The sequence below is a fragment of the Rhodococcus sp. 5A-K4 genome (assembly GCF_046097995.1).
GTDB lineage: Bacteria > Actinomycetota > Actinomycetes > Mycobacteriales > Mycobacteriaceae > Rhodococcus_F > Rhodococcus_F erythropolis.
Genome location: NZ_JBJURM010000019.1, coordinates 125,819 through 139,871 on the forward strand (window position 1 = coordinate 125,819; position 14,053 = coordinate 139,871).

A 14,053-nucleotide genomic window follows, 5' to 3' on the forward strand; every position below is an offset into this window, starting at 1 on the left:
GTGAGCACAATCGGGGTATGCGATTGACCATGCAGCCGTAGAGGCTGGCATTCAGATCACCTACAAGGAGCCAGGTCATGGCCAACGCATTCAAAGGCGTCGTCAACCTCGATATTCGCGATTCGATTCCCGACTGGAGCCCGTACGAGCAGCCGAAGGCTGCCGCCGGCACGCCGAACATTCTCTACATCGTTCTCGACGACGTCGGATTCGGCGCCTTGGGTTGCTACGGGGGACCGATCGAGACGCCGAACATCGACCGCATCGCGGGCAACGGATTGCGGTACGGGCAGTGGCACACCACAGCGCTGTGCTCACCGACGCGATCGTGTCTGCTCACCGGCCGGAACCACACGACCAACGGAATGGCTTGCATCAGTGAGTGCGCGGTCGGGTTTCCCGGCGGGAACGGTCACATCCCTCCCGAATGTGCCACGCTCGCCGAGGTTCTGGTCGAGCAGGGGTTCAGTACCGCGATGGTCGGGAAATGGCACCTCTGCGCCGAAGACGAGATGAATCTTGCTTCCACGAAACGGAATTGGCCGGTCGGTCGCGGATTCGAGCGGTTCTACGGCTTTCTCGGTGCCGAGACCAATCAGTGGTATCCCGACCTCGTCCACGACAACCACCCCGTCGAACAGCCGTCGACGCCGGAAGAGGGGTATCACTTCAGCGTCGACATCACCGACAGAGCGCTCGAATACATCGGCGACGTGAAGTCGATAGCTCCGGACCGGCCTGTATTTCTCTACTACGCACCCGGGTGCGCACACGCTCCACATCACGCGCCCCGCGAATGGGCCGATCGCTACGCGGGCAGGTTCGACGCAGGGTACGAAGCCATGCGGGATGAGATTCTGGCGAGGCAGAAGGACATGGGACTTGTCCCGAACGACACGACTCTGCCCTCACTCAACCCGATAGGCACTCCTGACACCCGCACCGGACCTGACGGCGAACCGTTCCCGCCGCTGGATTTCACCCGCCCCTGGGACACCCTCTCCGCTGACGAGCAGCGACTGTTCTCACGGATGGCGGAGGTGTACGCGGGCTTCCTCTCGCACTGCGACGATCAGATCGGACGCCTGCTCGAATACCTCGAAGAAATCGAGCAGCTGGACAACACGATCATCGTGGTGGTTTCCGACAACGGTGCCAGTGGTGAGGGCGGACCCGACGGTTCTGTCAACGAGAACAAAATCGCGAACGGGGTACCCGACGACCTCGCCGAGAACCTGGCAAAGCTGGACGAGTTGGGCAGCACCGAGACGTACAACCACTATCCCAACGGGTGGGCGATGGCGTTCAACACGCCCTTCAAGATGTGGAAGCGGTACTCGTTCAACGGCGGAACCTGCGACCCCTGCATCATCTCGTGGCCGGAGGGCATCGACGCCCGAGGTGAGATTCGAGATCAGTACCACCATGCCATCGACGTCGTCCCGACTCTGCTCGACTGCGTCGGTGTCGACTTGCCCGACACGGTGAAGGGATACACCCAGCACCCGATCCAAGGCGTGAGCATGCGGTACAGCTTCGACGCCGGCAACATCCCCACCGCCAAGCACACCCAGTTCTATTCGATGCTCGGAGGACGAGGGATTTGGCATGACGGGTGGAAGGCCGTCACCACGCACCCGACTCTGAGCGGGTGGGGTCATTTCTCGGAAGACACCTGGGAGCTCTACCACACGGAGGTGGACCGAGCCGAGCTCCGGAACCTTGCCGGCGAAGAACCCGGCAGGCTCGCCGAGCTCGTGGGGTTGTGGTTCCACGAGGCCGGCGCCAATCAAGCTCTGCCACTGGATGATCGGTCCGGTGTCGAACTCCTCACCACACCTCGCCCCCAGCTGGCTCCGCCGCGCAACCGGTACGTCTACCGTCCAGGGGGAGCCGAGGTACCGGAAGCCGTCGCTGTCAACCTTCGTAATCGTTCATACTCGATCGGGGCAGTTGTCGACTTGGCCGAACCTGGTGCGGCCGGTGTGCTGTTCTCGCATGGCGGCAGGTTCGGTGGTCACTCGCTGTACGTCAAGGACAACCGACTGCATTACGTGTACAACTTCCTCGGCAGTGAACAGCAGAAGATCGATGCCACCGAAGACCTTCCCATCGGCGAAAATGTAATCTTGGCAGCAACTTTCGACAAGGAAGGTGAGGATCCGCCGGGCACTGCGCACGGGGTGCTCGGCCTCTACTACGGCGATCGGAAAGTCGGTGAGGGCAGAATCCGCACTCAGCCAGGCAAGTTCAGCATCGGCGGCGGCGAAGGGCTCAATGCTGGCCGTGACAGCGGGGAGCCTGTGACCGACGACTACCCGGGTACCTCACCATGGGCGTTTACCGGTGGAACGCTCAGCCGGGTGGCGATCGACGTCAGTGGGGAACCGTACGTCGACCTCGAACGCGAAGCAGTGGCGATGCTCTCGCGTGAATGACAGATCTGCGTGCGTCTAATCCGAGCTGGGTGGAAGGTATCTCACGGTGGGTACTCCGCCGGGACCGTCCAGGCGGACTTCGGCATCGACCTGGTAGACCTCGGCTATCAGGTCGGCGGTGAGGACCTCGGTCGGGCTTCCGTGGGCAACGATGGAGCCACGGTTCAGCATCACTATCGAATCGCAGAACATGGCGGCCAGATTCAGATCGTGCAATGCCATGATCGTGGTGGTGGGCAGGCGACGCACGAGCGCGAGCAATTCGAGTTGATGGTTGATGTCCAGGTGATTGGTCGGTTCGTCGAGCAGCAACTCGTGAGGTTCCTGAGCGAGGGCGCGCGCGATCTGCACGCGTTGGCGCTCCCCGCCGGACAGGGTGTGCCACGACCGGTCGAGCATCCCGGAGAGGTTGGTGTGTTCGATCGCCGCGCGGACGGCGTCGCGGTCGGAACCTGAATGCCCGCCCCACAATCCGCGGTGCGGGGTGCGTCCCAATTCGACGACCTCGGCTACCGTCAGGTCGATCTCCGTGTTGCTGTGCTGATCGACGGTGGCAATCCGACGCGCGACATCTCGGCGTTTCCAATCAGGCAACGGAGTTCGGTCCAGAGTCACCTCCCCGATTGTCGGACGGTTCTGCCCGGCAAGCAGTTTCAGCAGTGTCGATTTTCCCGAACCGTTGGGGCCGAGAAGCCCCACCGTACTTCCGACGGTGGGGGACACGTCGAGGGCGTCGACTATGAGCGCCCCGCCGACCCGCCAGCTGACGCCGGCCGCTTCGAGTGTCATGGCCTGGCCTTTCGTCTCCAGAGGATGACGGCAAACGCAGGCACACCGACCAACGCGGTTACCACACCGGCCGGGAGTTCCTGCGGCGCAATGGCTGTACGTGCCACGGCGTCGACCCAGACCAGGAAGATCGAGCCGATCAGTGCGGACGCGGGCAGCAGTCGCCGATGGCTCGGACCGACGAGAGCCCGTGCCGCATGCGGGAGGACGAGGCCCACAAAGCCAATGGCGCCTGCGACGCTCACGATCACCGCCGTCATCAAAGCTGTTGCCAACAACAGGGTCACACGCACCCGCCACACGTTCACCCCCAGCGACGACGCCGCGTCCTCGCCGAAGGCAAAGGCGTCGAGTGCGCGGGAGTGAGTCAGACAGACCACGAGGCCGACGGCGACCACCGCAGCGCAGAGCGCGACGTCGAGCCAGTCGGCGCCGCCGAGTGAGCCCAGGAGCCAGAACATCACGCCGCGAGTCTGCTCGGGATCGGCCGAGGTGATCACGATGAACGAGGTGAGCGCCGAGAACAGTTGGGTCGCGGCGACTCCGGCCAGGATCACCCGATCCGGCGTGCCGCCGGCCGCATGGGCGAGCAGCAACACAAGGGCGAAGGAGATCACCGCGCCGATGAAGGCGCCGCTCGACAAGCCGATCACCCCCGACCCGACTCCGAGGATCACGATCAGTACGGCACCGGTCGAGGCGCCGGACGAGATACCGAGGACAAATGGATCAGCCAGTGGATTGCGAAGCAGAGACTGCATGATCGCCCCGCACAGCCCGAGGCCCGCACCGCAGAGCGCGGCGAGCAGAGTACGGGGCAGACGAAGATCCCACACGATGCCGTCGCGGATAGGGGTGACGTCCGCCGCGGTACCGCCGAGATGGCCGACGACGATCGAGGCCACCTCATCGACCGACAGACCGGCCGGCCCCAACGTGATCGCCACGGCGGCCGACCCGGCCAGCGTGACAACACCGATCACCCACAGCAGGGTGACGGTCGTCGGGTTGTCACGCAGGCGAACTCTTGTCGTCATCTCACGCCGTAGACCACGTAGTCGTCGAACAGTTGCCAGACCGTTCCCGACTCTCGAAAACCTGCTTGCGCGAGCGCCGCCAACTGGAAGTCGACGGCAGTGGGCGCGGTAGCGTCGCGTCCGGCGAATCTGCGCTCTCGCTCGTCGGTCATTGGTCCGATGCCGGGAGTTGCCCGCAACTCCTCCCACCAGCTGTCCCACTCGGGAGCACCGGCAGCAAAGGCGGAGCGTTGCGTCTGCTCGTCGTGAGCCTTCGCCCATCGACCGATGACGGGGGAGCGGCTGTCGAAGCGGAAGTGATCACCGTTGAGCAGGACTCCGTCAGGACTCAGCAGTTCGCGGCACTGCCGGTACACCTCGACGAGCTGTTGCGGTTGTAACCAGTGCAGCGCAGTTGTCGACACTATCGCCTGCACCGGTGCAGTCACCGAAGTCGGCCAATCGGTGCTCAGCAGGTCTGCGTCGACCAGCTGCAGTCGGTCACCGAAACGAGTCGACGACTGACGGGCGACTTCCAGCAGCATCGGGTCGTAATCGATCCCCACAACGCTCGCGTGCTTGAACTTCTCGAGGATCCGGGCGCTCAGTGAGCCCGGTCCGCAGGCCAGGTCGACAACCGTGAACGGGGTGTGCGCGTACTGCAATTCGAGAACGTCGAGAATCGCGTCGAATCGCTTTTCGCGGTCGGCGATGTATGCCGACTGCTGGTCGTCCCACTGACGCACCAGTTCACTGATCTCCGCGGACATCTAGACCACACCCAACTGGCGCAGCCCGTCGGAGAGCTGTTCGATGCCACCGACATTGCGGATCGAGGGATCCATCGTCGTTCCCTCGAGGATGATGTAACGCTTGTTCTTCACTGCGGTGAGCTTGCTGGCGACCGGGTCCGATTCGAGGAACGCGATCTTGTCTGCGGCACTGTCGCCGTCTCCGCCGCGGTCGAGATCTGCGAGCACCAGCACGGTCGGGTCTCGATCGAGCACACTCTCCCAACCGATTTCGGGCCAGTACTGTTTGTTGTCGTCGAAGGCGTTCTTCGCGCCCACCGCGTCGGTCATGATTCCCGGTGCACCGCAGCACCCGGCGAAGTACGGAGTCTTCGTGGCTGCATACCACCACGCCAGCGTCACGTTTTCGGCTCCCAGCGACGCCGTGGCGGTGGCCGCGCGATCCTTCAAACTCTCGGTCAGCTCGACACCTTTGTCCTTGACGTCGAACAGTGTTGCCACGTCGCCGATTTCGGCGTACAAGTCGTCGAGTGTGAGGGCCTTGCTCTGCTCGGCATCCTGACCGGTGCACTCGCTGGGCGACTGGTACGTCGTGACCCCGAGGTCGGTGAACTTGGTCCGGTCGGCGATGCCTTCCGAGGTGAACGTGTAATTGAAGGTCGTGTAGACCATGTCCGGTTCGCGTTCGAGGACACTCTCGAAGGACGGGAACTCGGTGTCGAAAGCTTGAACCTGACCGCGTGCCTCACGTAATTCGGGGAGTACGTCGTCGTCGCTCATGGCGTAGCCGGCCATCCGGTCCTGCACTCCCAGTGCGAACAGCATTTCGGCCGCAGGCTGATTTACCGCGATCGCCCGTTCGATCGGTCTCTCCACCGTGACGTCTCGGCCACAGTTCTGGACTGTCACGCGCGATTGTTCGGAAGAGTTGGATTGTCGGGCAGCACTGTCGTCGGAGGAGCAGGCAACCAACGACGCGCTCAACAAGGCCGCGACGGCAGCGGCGGGTAGGCGAAGTCTGTACAGACGCATGGAATCTCGTTCTCGCAGGGGCTCGTTCGCGGAGCCCGTTACCGTGTGAACAGGCGCCTGTTGACCCCTGCTGCCAGCCGGTATTCGGACTCGAGATCGCCCCACCCGAGCGCCTTCCCAGATTTTCATCCAGTGGCGTAAGCCCGGGCGGTCACCCTCACCGCTGCGCGTCAGTTCCGGATTCACACCGGATTCCCTGACCCCCTGTGTGGAGGTCCGCTGGCACAGAGGAACTTATCACCGCAGTGCACGGCCGGTCAGGTCGGCCGGTGTACGCGATCAGATCTCGATGGCCAGGTCGTCGATGTCGGTGAGGGTTCCACCGCCGGCGAGGATGCGCTCGTAGTTCTCGCGCCGACGGAGGTCGATTTCGGTGTTGCTGATGCCGCGCTTCCAGTATCCGAATATCGCGACGTCGTCTTTGTCGAGTCCGACGGTCGACCGAAAGTGCTTACGGATTGCGCGCATCTCGTTGCGTTCACCGGCTCCCCACACGACGTAGCTCGCGGGATCGGCGAGCTCGCGTGCTCGTACCGCCAGTGGGCCGTCGGGCTCGGCGAGATCTGCGCTTACGCGGTGAAGCTCCAGGCCGGGGAGGGCGGGCAGTTCGGCGAAAGCGACCTCGTCATCTGTTGTCACCCAGCCGATTCCGACCACGTCGGTAGGTAGCTGCTCGATGATCGAGTACAGCGCAGGTATTGCGGTGCCGTCCAGAAAAAGTGCGATCCGTCGACCTGGAACGTCGGGGACCAAGAAGTGTGGTCGCGGACCGGTGAGACCGAAGGTGTCACCGATGGTCAACGCCGCTGCCCACCTCATCATCGGGCTGGTCTGTCCGTGCAGGACCACGTCGATGACGATCGATCCGGTGGCGGAATCGTAGGAACGCACCGTGTACACACGCGAAGCGTCGTCGAAATTGGGCCCGAGATTCATTCGTACGGTGACGTTCGGGCGTGACCAGGTCGGATCGTCGGTCGACTCCGTCAAACGAGCCGTGATCCGCAGCAGGTGGTCGCTCGGTCGCTCCATTGCTTCGACGACGGCGAGAACGTCGTTGAGTCCGCGATTGTGGTCAGCGGTTCGTAGGACGCTCGCCCGGGGAGGGGGAGTTGTTGTGCTCGTGGCGTCTGCATGTGTCATCGACTGTGCTCCTGGATCGGGTTTTCGAGATGCCATCAGGTTAGTGCTGCCTAAGTCGGCACAGTTGTCCAGAAGTGACATCTGATTACCTGAATCAAACCTGCGTCGCGAACAACGCGTTTGAGCGACTTGTACTCGCGCTGCTACGGTGCCTGTGATGTCCATACGCCGCTGTACTCTCGATTCCGGCCGTGCACTGCGCACGGCCCGATTCGGCGTAGCGACATTCCGCCGGGGGCGTAAGGCGATCGACCGCCGCCCCTCTGGTCTTGTCTGGATCGAAAGAGCCTTGGCCGCACCGGCCGGATCCGTCTGACATTCGCCACTTCGGCGAGCATTACCTCGCTGAGATTTCGCAGTGCCACACCTGTTGCAGTGCTGCGTATTTCCCGTACCTGAAGTTTCTCGCGGGTGAGTTGTGAGTGTCGGCGCCGCCGAGCCTGGATTACCAGCCAACTCGTTTTCGTGAAAGGTACACAGCATTGAATCGTTTCGAAGGTCGTCGTATTCTCGTCACCGGCGCAGGATCGGGAATCGGGCAGGCCACCGCGCTGCGGTTGCTCGCCGAAGGTGGCCGCGTGGTCGCTGCCGACATCTCCGAGAAGGGTCTGGCAGACACCCGGAGGTCGGCTGAACATGCCTCGACGGAGGGTCGTCTCGACACCGTCGTCGTCGATATCGGTGACGAGAGTTCCGTCATCACGGTTGTGGGTCAGGCAATTTCGGCTCTCGGGGGATTGGACGTACTGGTCAACGCCGCCGGGATATTGCGAGGCGGGCACACCCACGAGACCTCACTGGACTTGTGGAATCAGGTGATCTCCGTGAACTTGACCGGCACCTTCCTCGTCACTCGTCAGGCACTGCCAGCTCTCCTGGCCACCGGCAACGCAGTGGTGGTGAATTTCAGCTCCACCTCCGCAGCCTTCGCGCACCCGTACATGGCCGCATATGCGGCGAGTAAGGGAGGAATCCAGTCCTTCACTCACGCACTGGCTCTCGAATACGGCAAGCAGGGTCTGCGCGCCGTCGCGGTAGCTCCGGGCAGTGTGAAGAGCGGGATCACCGACACCACGGCGTCGTACCTGCCGGAAGACACCGACTGGTCGCTCTTCGGCAAGCTGTCGCCAATTCTGAGCACTGATCTGGAGTCCGGTGGTGCTCCCATGGCCGGGCCGGAAAGTGTTGCGGGAGTTATCGCGATGCTGGCTTCCGACGATGGTGCTTTCATCACCGGCACGGAGATCCGTGTGGACGGCGGCACTCACGCCTGATTCTGTGTCCGTCTGACGGCCTGGCCTGGGGCAGGCCGTCAGACGTGAGCCGTCATTCTCGCGAGCGAGTGATAGCGGGGACGACGTAGGACTGATCGAGTACGGCGGGCGAAGGTTCGTACATTCTCAGGACCGGTCGGAAGTCTCCGCGCGGGCAGGGGAGCCAGTTCGCCTTCGCCGTGGCATCTTTCGGCTCCTCGTGACTGATCGTGATCGTCAACGCACCGTCGGCGTCGTGGACGATGCCGGGAGTGCGGTCGCCGATCGAGTATCGGTCGATGGGGTTCGCCACGAGGAAGAAGTCCGGCACCGAGTACATCGTCAGCGACCAGAAGGCGCTCACCGGCGGAGTGGGGTCGAGTCTGATCGTGTAGGTGCGGTTTCCGTTCAATTGCGTTCCCTGATCGTCGACGTAGGTCATGATGTACGCCGCTTCGTAGGGGTGGTTGCCCCACAGCCCGCCCTTGGCCGCCGCCGCTCGTTCGATGATTCGCAACCTGGGATCGGCGATCTTGAATTGTGGATCGTCGATTGCACCGACCTCGAAGTAGTCGAGGTTGTAGTCGAAGGCGTGGAAAGTCAGCTTCCAACCGTTGGCCTCGGGGCTGGAGCCGTGCGTGAGTGCTTCGTGCAGATTCTTCTCTCCGGCGGTCAACCCGTCTGCGAGCGCCGCAGCGTCGTCGGCAGACAGCGATACATAGGGAGAGGCCCCGTGCTCGGTGACTCCGATCGGTGAGAACGAATCCTGGAGTTCTCGATCGCGCGGGGCCGGCGGAAAGGCCTGCGACCAGATGCGGAGTTTCTCGAGGAAGAGGAGGTCCTGGCTGACCTCGGAGTCGGGGACCGGTAGACCGGCCGGAGCCCCGGCGGAGTCGACGACGGTCAGGGTGGTGGCGTCCTGCAAGGCATGCACGGCGGGGAGGTCGTCGTCGCCGCACGCCCACCGACCGACGATCGATGCAACGGTCGTGGGAAATCTGATCACTGTGGTCTGGGCGGTCGGGGTTCCGGTCCAGGTGGGTGGGACGAGAAGGAAGTCTCCGCTCTTGGTGCCGGTGGCACGGTGCCCGACGTAAGCGAAATTGTTTGTCCAGGCGTCGACGAACTGGAGGACGTAGTAACGGCCATCGGTATCGGGGACGTGCAGCGCAACGGGGCCGACAGAAAGGTCGATCTGCGCCATGGAATACACGGTGTCGTTGTTGATCGTGACAAAAGTATCTGCCGGGCCGGCGAGTGTGCGGGCGTGACTGAAGGTGTTGAAAGGTGCGGCGGGGTTCGCTCCGACACCGTCGTGAACGTACCGATGGACCTGGTCGAGATTGAAAACGAGGGGAAATCCGTAGATGTACGCCTGAGCTGCAAGCTCGGTGCGACTGGTGTCTGTCATCTCTGCCCTCTCGTAGTTCGTCGGTTCGACGTCCACCTTGCGGGAACCCTGCCGTCGAGGCATCACCCGCCGAGGGTGACGACGGTAGAGGGAGAGGCCATGTCGGATCAGGAAACAGCGGTGCTGACTGCAACTGCAGACGAGTGGAACGTCGCGATGTGCTCGAACGACGCCGAACGGATCGGCGACTTCATGGCCGACGACTGGGTGATCGTCTCGGAGTCCGGGGTGTCCACCAAGGCGGAGTTTCTGGGTTTCGTGGCCTCTGGCGACCTGACTCATTCGGCGATGGATCGCGTCGGGCGCGCTCGCGTGCGTTTCTTCGGTGACGTTGCGCTTTTCACCACGCGGATCACCAATACTGCGCACTACGACGGAAGGCAGTACGACGCCGAGGAGTGGACCACCGACGTGTTCGCCCGGCGAGACGGTCGTTGGCGCTGCGTGTTGAGCCACATCACGCCGGCCGTCGAGGCCAAGATCGAAGGCATCGAACCGTGAGGGATAAGAAAAAGAAAGGCCAATGTTTTAACGCCGACATTATTGGGTAGTAATACGAGTTTCGTATTGATGATGTCGATTATCGGATTTCTTGATTGTGAAGTTTTTGTAGTAGCGTCAGTTGAGTAGATCATTTCTAGGCGCATACCGGATGAGGTTCTCACATGATTGTTCTCGGCATTATTCTGGCGTTGATCGGCTTTTTCACGGGGTTGAGCATTCTGACCACCGTCGGCATCATTTTGGTCGTCGTAGGTGCAGTTTTGTCCATCCTCGGTGCTACCGGGCGTGCAGTGGGCGGACGAAAAGTCTGGTATTGATCGATACTGCGCGAGTAGCTGAGAAGGCGGTACCTGATCTCTTCGGAGATCGAGTACCGCTTTTTCGTTCTCCAATTGATTTTCGGTGTCTCTACCCGAAATTATCGCTCTGAGCTGCGTCGGGTAAACATGAAGGATGCTTTCTCGAGATCATGCGGAAGAGAAACCTGTGGAGAGATTCAGGTTTCCTCGCAGATGGAATCAAGTTGACGAGTCACGCCGCGGTTTGGTGTTGGCGTGGGTGGCCTTCACACTGACGTTCGGTGGAGCACGTCTGGTGACCTGGTTGATCCAGATCGACACCAGGGACGTCGGCGACATCAGTGCCGGTGGGACGCACCTTCACCATTACCTGTGGGGAATCCTCCTGTTGGCCGGGGTGGCGATCTTCGGCCTCGTAGACCGAAGCCCTCGCGCACGAACATGGATGGGCATCGCGTTGGGTATTGCACTCGGGCTCATCGTCGACGAGGCCGCGTTGCTGATCACTCTCGACGACGTCTACTGGCAGAGCGACGGTTGGCCCAGTATCGCCATCGCAGTGTCGATCATCGGAGTTGTGGGAACCGGGCTGGCACTGACCCGAAGCGGAGCGGAGAGGTCCCGAGGTTGATCCGACTACGGCACGGGTACTCACTCCCGTGCCGGGAAGTCGCGCGGATCGTGAGGTGGCTTGAATGGATCCCAGTTCCGCAGACCGATCACCGGACTCCGAAAGTGAAGTCCAAGCCGTAGATCCGATGGCGGAAGCGGAACGCGAAGCCGCAGCATTGGCGACGCCTGTCCGGCCGCTGGGTGAGCCCGGACCGAGATTCGACCGTCGGTCACCGTTCTTCATCGGTCTGAGCGCCGCGGCCGGAGTTGCCGTGACTTATGCGGTGATCGAAGTGCTGCTTGCGGCGCGAGGCATGCTGATCCTGATCGTGGTCGCGCTGTTTCTCGCGGTGGGCATCGAACCGATGATCGTCTGGCTGGAGCGGAGACATTTCCGGCGCTGGATCGCAGTCACCGTGGTACTCCTCGGAATTGCAGTGATGTTGGCGCTGTTTCTCGTTGCTGCGATCACCCCGCTGGTCGAGCAGGGACGTCAGTTTGCATCGCACGCTCCCGAACTCCTGACACACATTCGTGACCGGTACCCGATCGTCAACGACCTCGACGAGAAGTATCACCTCGAGCAGCACCTCACCACACAACTGGATGGTTCGGGTTCTGCGCTCGCGACGGGTTTGCTCGGTGCGGGGCGGGCGGTGTTCAGCGCAGTCGCCGACGCCGGAATCGTTGCTGTACTGACGACGTACTTCTTGATCGACTATCCACGAATCCGCACGAATCTGTATCGGCTGGTGCCACATTCGCGGCGGCCCCGAGCAATCGCCATCGGTGATCAGATACTGGCAGGTGTGGGTGGGTACGTCCTCGGCAATGTTCTGATCTCCGTGATCACCGCAGTGTGCACTTTCGCGTGGTTGTTGATCTTCGACGTGCCGTACCCGTTGATCCTGGCGCTGCTGGTCGCTCTGCTCGATCTGATCCCGATAGTCGGTTCCACGATCGCAGGGGTTATCGTCGCCCTGGTCTCCCTGACAGTCTCTGTCCCAACGGCATTGGCGACAGTTGCATTCTTCATCGCGTTACGTCTGCTCGAGGACTACCTGCTCGTTCCGAAGATCATCGGGAAGACGGTAGCGGTCCCGGCGTTGGTGACTGTGGTCGCGGTCCTGTTGGGCGGAGCGTTGCTCGGTATTGTCGGTGCGTTGCTGGCGATTCCGGTCGCTGCGGCCTTGCTGTTGCTCGCAAGAGAAACGCTCTTCCCCCGCCTCGACGCTTCTTGACGGGTTTCTATCGGACGCTTCGCGCGCGACGCCGCGAACCAGGATTCGGCTTGGGGCACATCCGAGTCGGGATGGTTTCCCCTTCGTCGGTGATACGGAATACCGATACTTTCTCGCTACACCCGTGATTCAGATCGACCGCGTATGCGATGGCGGCGCGATCCGAGGCGAAATCTTCCATCACCGTAGTACCGTCCGGTAGTTCGATTCTGTAGTTTTCCATGACTTACACAACCTTCTTTCGCTAAGACGATCCTACCCGGCCCGCGAAATGGCAAACCGTGGAACATAACGTGCGACAGTCAACTTCGCGCCGCGCCGGTGCAATGTTTCGACAGTTCGCCTGTGGGGTAGTGAGAGTCGGTCAGCCCGCTCAGGCGGTACGAATCGAACCATGGAGGATCCGCGCAATGAGCGCAGTATCGAAAGCGATGTACAAGCCACTCTCACTGGCGACGAGCGTCCTCGGCGGCATTTTGGCCGGTGCCGTCTTCCAGCAGGTGTGGAAGCGCATCGGTGACGACAAGAATGCGCCCGAGCCAAAAGATTTGAGCAGGTCGAGTAAGGAAGTCCTGATCGCCGCAGCCCTGCAGGGAGCCATCTTCGCTGTTGTGCGAGCCGCTGTGGATCGTGCGGGGGCAAAGGGCTACCAGGCCCTTGCTCACGAAGATCCCCGGTAGGAACGCCCGGTTCGGTTCGGTTCAGTCGACGACGGCCGCGATTGCCTCGATCTCGACCAGTTGATCGTCGTAACCGAGAACGGTCACACCCATCAGAGTGCTTGGGGCGTCGTGATCACCGAACGCGTCGCGGACTACCTCCCACGCCGCAACGAGGTCGGCTTGATTGCTCGACGCCACCAGGACGCGGGTGCTGATCACGTCGGTGACGGACGCGCCCGCGTCCGAGAGAGCTGTTCTCAGGTTGTCGACGGCCTTGGCTGCCTGTCCTGCGTAGTCGCCGATGGCGGCAGTGGAGCCGTCCTCGTTCAACGGGCAGGATCCGGCCAGGAAGATCAGCCGTGCATCGGCGGGAGCCGTTGCTGCATAGGCGTATTCAGCGACCGATGAGAGTGATGTGGAACGGATCAGAGTTACCGACTTCGACATATTTTCCCCAAGGAATAGTAAAGTTTTGCAGCGAGTCTTTCACAGCGCGCCAGGGGTTGCCAATTCATTGTCGGACCCATCCATCCACGCTACGGCTACGAATCACTGTCAATGAGCCGAGAAGAAGAGCACGCAGCATCTGTCGACGAATGGCTGACAACCAAACAGGTTGCCGCACTGTTCCATGTCGACAGGACCACGGTGTCCAGGTGGGCGAGGGAGGGCAAGGTCGGCACTCTGAGAACGCTTGGCGGACATCGGAGATACCGACGTTCGGAGATCGAGACATTGTTGCGCAACCGCTCGACGACGCTTGATCCGAACTAGCCTCCGACATGAAACAGACAGGTCGCCGAGCACGATGAGGGCTCGGCGACCTGTCTGGTCAGCAGGAAGTAATTACGCCTTGGGGACGCGGATGATGAGTGCGTCGCCTTGTCCGCCGCCGCCGCAG

General features: G+C 61.9%; 16 protein-coding genes and 1 riboswitch. Of the genes, 8 read left to right on the plus strand and 8 right to left on the minus strand.

Annotated features, from left to right (window positions below; translation table 11 throughout):
* The first annotated feature begins 77 nt into the window (after nt 1–77).
* Nucleotides 78–2,438: an arylsulfatase gene (locus ACKAMS_RS23205; RefSeq protein ID WP_021333201.1), complete on the plus strand. Its 2,361-nt coding sequence runs from the start codon at nt 78–80 to the stop codon at nt 2,436–2,438.
* Between the two features lie 15 nt (nt 2,439–2,453).
* Here the strand turns inward: ACKAMS_RS23205 and ACKAMS_RS23210 are convergent, their stop codons facing one another.
* From ACKAMS_RS23210 to ACKAMS_RS23230, 5 genes are all read right to left on the minus strand, one after another.
* A complete protein-coding gene (locus ACKAMS_RS23210; protein ID WP_019747215.1) occupies nt 2,454–3,227 on the minus strand; it encodes an ABC transporter ATP-binding protein in 774 nt (257 codons plus the stop codon).
* On the minus strand, nt 3,224–4,264 hold the full coding sequence (locus ACKAMS_RS23215; protein ID WP_408989595.1) for a FecCD family ABC transporter permease: 1,041 nt from the start codon (nt 4,262–4,264) through the stop codon (nt 3,224–3,226). The genes ACKAMS_RS23210 and ACKAMS_RS23215 overlap by 4 nt, the downstream gene beginning before the upstream one ends.
* On the minus strand, nt 4,261–5,013 hold the full coding sequence (locus tag ACKAMS_RS23220; RefSeq protein ID WP_408989596.1) for a class I SAM-dependent methyltransferase: 753 nt from the start codon (nt 5,011–5,013) through the stop codon (nt 4,261–4,263). Before ACKAMS_RS23220 ends, ACKAMS_RS23215 begins: the two co-directional genes overlap by 4 nt.
* Nucleotides 5,014–6,027, minus strand: coding sequence for an ABC transporter substrate-binding protein (locus ACKAMS_RS23225; protein ID WP_317558190.1), 1,014 nt, complete (start codon nt 6,025–6,027; stop codon nt 5,014–5,016).
* A 57-nt stretch (nt 6,028–6,084) separates the two neighbouring features.
* Nucleotides 6,085–6,266: riboswitch (cobalamin riboswitch) on the minus strand.
* A gap of 40 nt (nt 6,267–6,306) precedes the next feature.
* Nucleotides 6,307–7,170 carry a siderophore-interacting protein gene (locus ACKAMS_RS23230; protein ID WP_408989597.1) on the minus strand — a complete coding sequence of 288 codons (864 nt, stop codon included), beginning with the start codon at nt 7,168–7,170 and terminating at the stop codon, nt 6,307–6,309.
* A gap of 482 nt (nt 7,171–7,652) precedes the next feature.
* Here ACKAMS_RS23230 and ACKAMS_RS23235 point away from each other — a divergent pair, with 482 nt between their 5' ends.
* Entirely contained in the window at nt 7,653–8,444 is a 792-nt protein-coding gene (locus ACKAMS_RS23235; protein WP_020906486.1) for an SDR family NAD(P)-dependent oxidoreductase, read from the plus strand.
* Nucleotides 8,445–8,496: 52 nt separating this feature from the next.
* On the opposite strand, the gene ACKAMS_RS23240 is transcribed toward ACKAMS_RS23235, so the two are convergent.
* Entirely contained in the window at nt 8,497–9,834 is a 1,338-nt protein-coding gene (locus ACKAMS_RS23240) for a DUF1254 domain-containing protein (protein ID WP_408989598.1), read from the minus strand.
* A 99-nt stretch (nt 9,835–9,933) separates the two neighbouring features.
* Here ACKAMS_RS23240 and ACKAMS_RS23245 point away from each other — a divergent pair, with 99 nt between their 5' ends.
* From ACKAMS_RS23245 to ACKAMS_RS23260, 4 genes are all read left to right on the plus strand, one after another.
* Nucleotides 9,934–10,335, plus strand: coding sequence for a nuclear transport factor 2 family protein (locus ACKAMS_RS23245; RefSeq protein ID WP_029537656.1), 402 nt, complete (start codon nt 9,934–9,936; stop codon nt 10,333–10,335).
* 164 nt (nt 10,336–10,499) lie between these two features.
* Complete coding sequence (locus ACKAMS_RS23250) at nt 10,500–10,655, plus strand: DUF6131 family protein (RefSeq protein ID WP_003945564.1); 156 nt, start codon at nt 10,500–10,502, stop codon at nt 10,653–10,655.
* Between the two features lie 136 nt (nt 10,656–10,791).
* Nucleotides 10,792–11,268, plus strand: a complete 477-nt coding sequence (locus ACKAMS_RS23255; protein WP_029254635.1) for a hypothetical protein — start codon at nt 10,792–10,794, stop codon at nt 11,266–11,268.
* Between the two features lie 64 nt (nt 11,269–11,332).
* Complete coding sequence (locus tag ACKAMS_RS23260; RefSeq protein ID WP_029254636.1) at nt 11,333–12,490, plus strand: AI-2E family transporter; 1,158 nt, start codon at nt 11,333–11,335, stop codon at nt 12,488–12,490.
* 7 nt (nt 12,491–12,497) lie between these two features.
* Here the strand turns inward: ACKAMS_RS23260 and ACKAMS_RS23265 are convergent, their stop codons facing one another.
* Entirely contained in the window at nt 12,498–12,713 is a 216-nt protein-coding gene (locus ACKAMS_RS23265; RefSeq protein ID WP_259117294.1) for a hypothetical protein, read from the minus strand.
* A 187-nt stretch (nt 12,714–12,900) separates the two neighbouring features.
* Between ACKAMS_RS23265 and ACKAMS_RS23270 the strand changes: the two genes are divergently transcribed.
* Nucleotides 12,901–13,170 (plus strand): DUF4235 domain-containing protein, encoded by a 270-nt coding sequence (locus ACKAMS_RS23270; RefSeq protein WP_007734706.1) that lies wholly within the window; start codon nt 12,901–12,903, stop codon nt 13,168–13,170.
* 21 nt (nt 13,171–13,191) lie between these two features.
* Here ACKAMS_RS23270 and ACKAMS_RS23275 read toward each other — a convergent pair whose 3' ends face one another.
* Entirely contained in the window at nt 13,192–13,599 is a 408-nt protein-coding gene (locus ACKAMS_RS23275) for a RidA family protein (protein WP_029254637.1), read from the minus strand.
* 111 nt (nt 13,600–13,710) lie between these two features.
* Between ACKAMS_RS23275 and ACKAMS_RS23280 the strand changes: the two genes are divergently transcribed.
* Complete coding sequence (locus ACKAMS_RS23280) at nt 13,711–13,926, plus strand: BldC family transcriptional regulator (RefSeq protein WP_019747227.1); 216 nt, start codon at nt 13,711–13,713, stop codon at nt 13,924–13,926.
* Nucleotides 13,927–14,053 lie beyond the last annotated feature (127 nt).

What these genes read in the sequence shown, in the direction of transcription:
- ACKAMS_RS23255 (WP_029254635.1), top strand. Translation starts at nt 10,792, where the DNA reads ATGCTTTCTCGAGATCATGCGGAAGAGAAACCTGTGGAGAGATTCAGG.
- ACKAMS_RS23210 (WP_019747215.1), bottom strand. Translation starts at nt 3,227, where the DNA reads ATGACACTCGAAGCGGCCGGCGTCAGCTGGCGGGTCGGCGGGGCGCTC.
- ACKAMS_RS23225 (WP_317558190.1), bottom strand. Translation starts at nt 6,027, where the DNA reads ATGCGTCTGTACAGACTTCGCCTACCCGCCGCTGCCGTCGCGGCCTTG.
- ACKAMS_RS23240 (WP_408989598.1), bottom strand. Translation starts at nt 9,834, where the DNA reads ATGACAGACACCAGTCGCACCGAGCTTGCAGCTCAGGCGTACATCTAC.
- ACKAMS_RS23275 (WP_029254637.1), bottom strand. Translation starts at nt 13,599, where the DNA reads ATGTCGAAGTCGGTAACTCTGATCCGTTCCACATCACTCTCATCGGTC.
- ACKAMS_RS23205 (WP_021333201.1), top strand. Translation starts at nt 78, where the DNA reads ATGGCCAACGCATTCAAAGGCGTCGTCAACCTCGATATTCGCGATTCG.
- ACKAMS_RS23250 (WP_003945564.1), top strand. Translation starts at nt 10,500, where the DNA reads ATGATTGTTCTCGGCATTATTCTGGCGTTGATCGGCTTTTTCACGGGG.
- ACKAMS_RS23270 (WP_007734706.1), top strand. Translation starts at nt 12,901, where the DNA reads ATGAGCGCAGTATCGAAAGCGATGTACAAGCCACTCTCACTGGCGACG.
- ACKAMS_RS23280 (WP_019747227.1), top strand. Translation starts at nt 13,711, where the DNA reads ATGAGCCGAGAAGAAGAGCACGCAGCATCTGTCGACGAATGGCTGACA.
- ACKAMS_RS23220 (WP_408989596.1), bottom strand. Translation starts at nt 5,013, where the DNA reads ATGTCCGCGGAGATCAGTGAACTGGTGCGTCAGTGGGACGACCAGCAG.
- ACKAMS_RS23230 (WP_408989597.1), bottom strand. Translation starts at nt 7,170, where the DNA reads ATGACACATGCAGACGCCACGAGCACAACAACTCCCCCTCCCCGGGCG.
- ACKAMS_RS23245 (WP_029537656.1), top strand. Translation starts at nt 9,934, where the DNA reads ATGTCGGATCAGGAAACAGCGGTGCTGACTGCAACTGCAGACGAGTGG.
- ACKAMS_RS23260 (WP_029254636.1), top strand. Translation starts at nt 11,333, where the DNA reads ATGGATCCCAGTTCCGCAGACCGATCACCGGACTCCGAAAGTGAAGTC.
- ACKAMS_RS23215 (WP_408989595.1), bottom strand. Translation starts at nt 4,264, where the DNA reads ATGACGACAAGAGTTCGCCTGCGTGACAACCCGACGACCGTCACCCTG.
- ACKAMS_RS23265 (WP_259117294.1), bottom strand. Translation starts at nt 12,713, where the DNA reads ATGGAAAACTACAGAATCGAACTACCGGACGGTACTACGGTGATGGAA.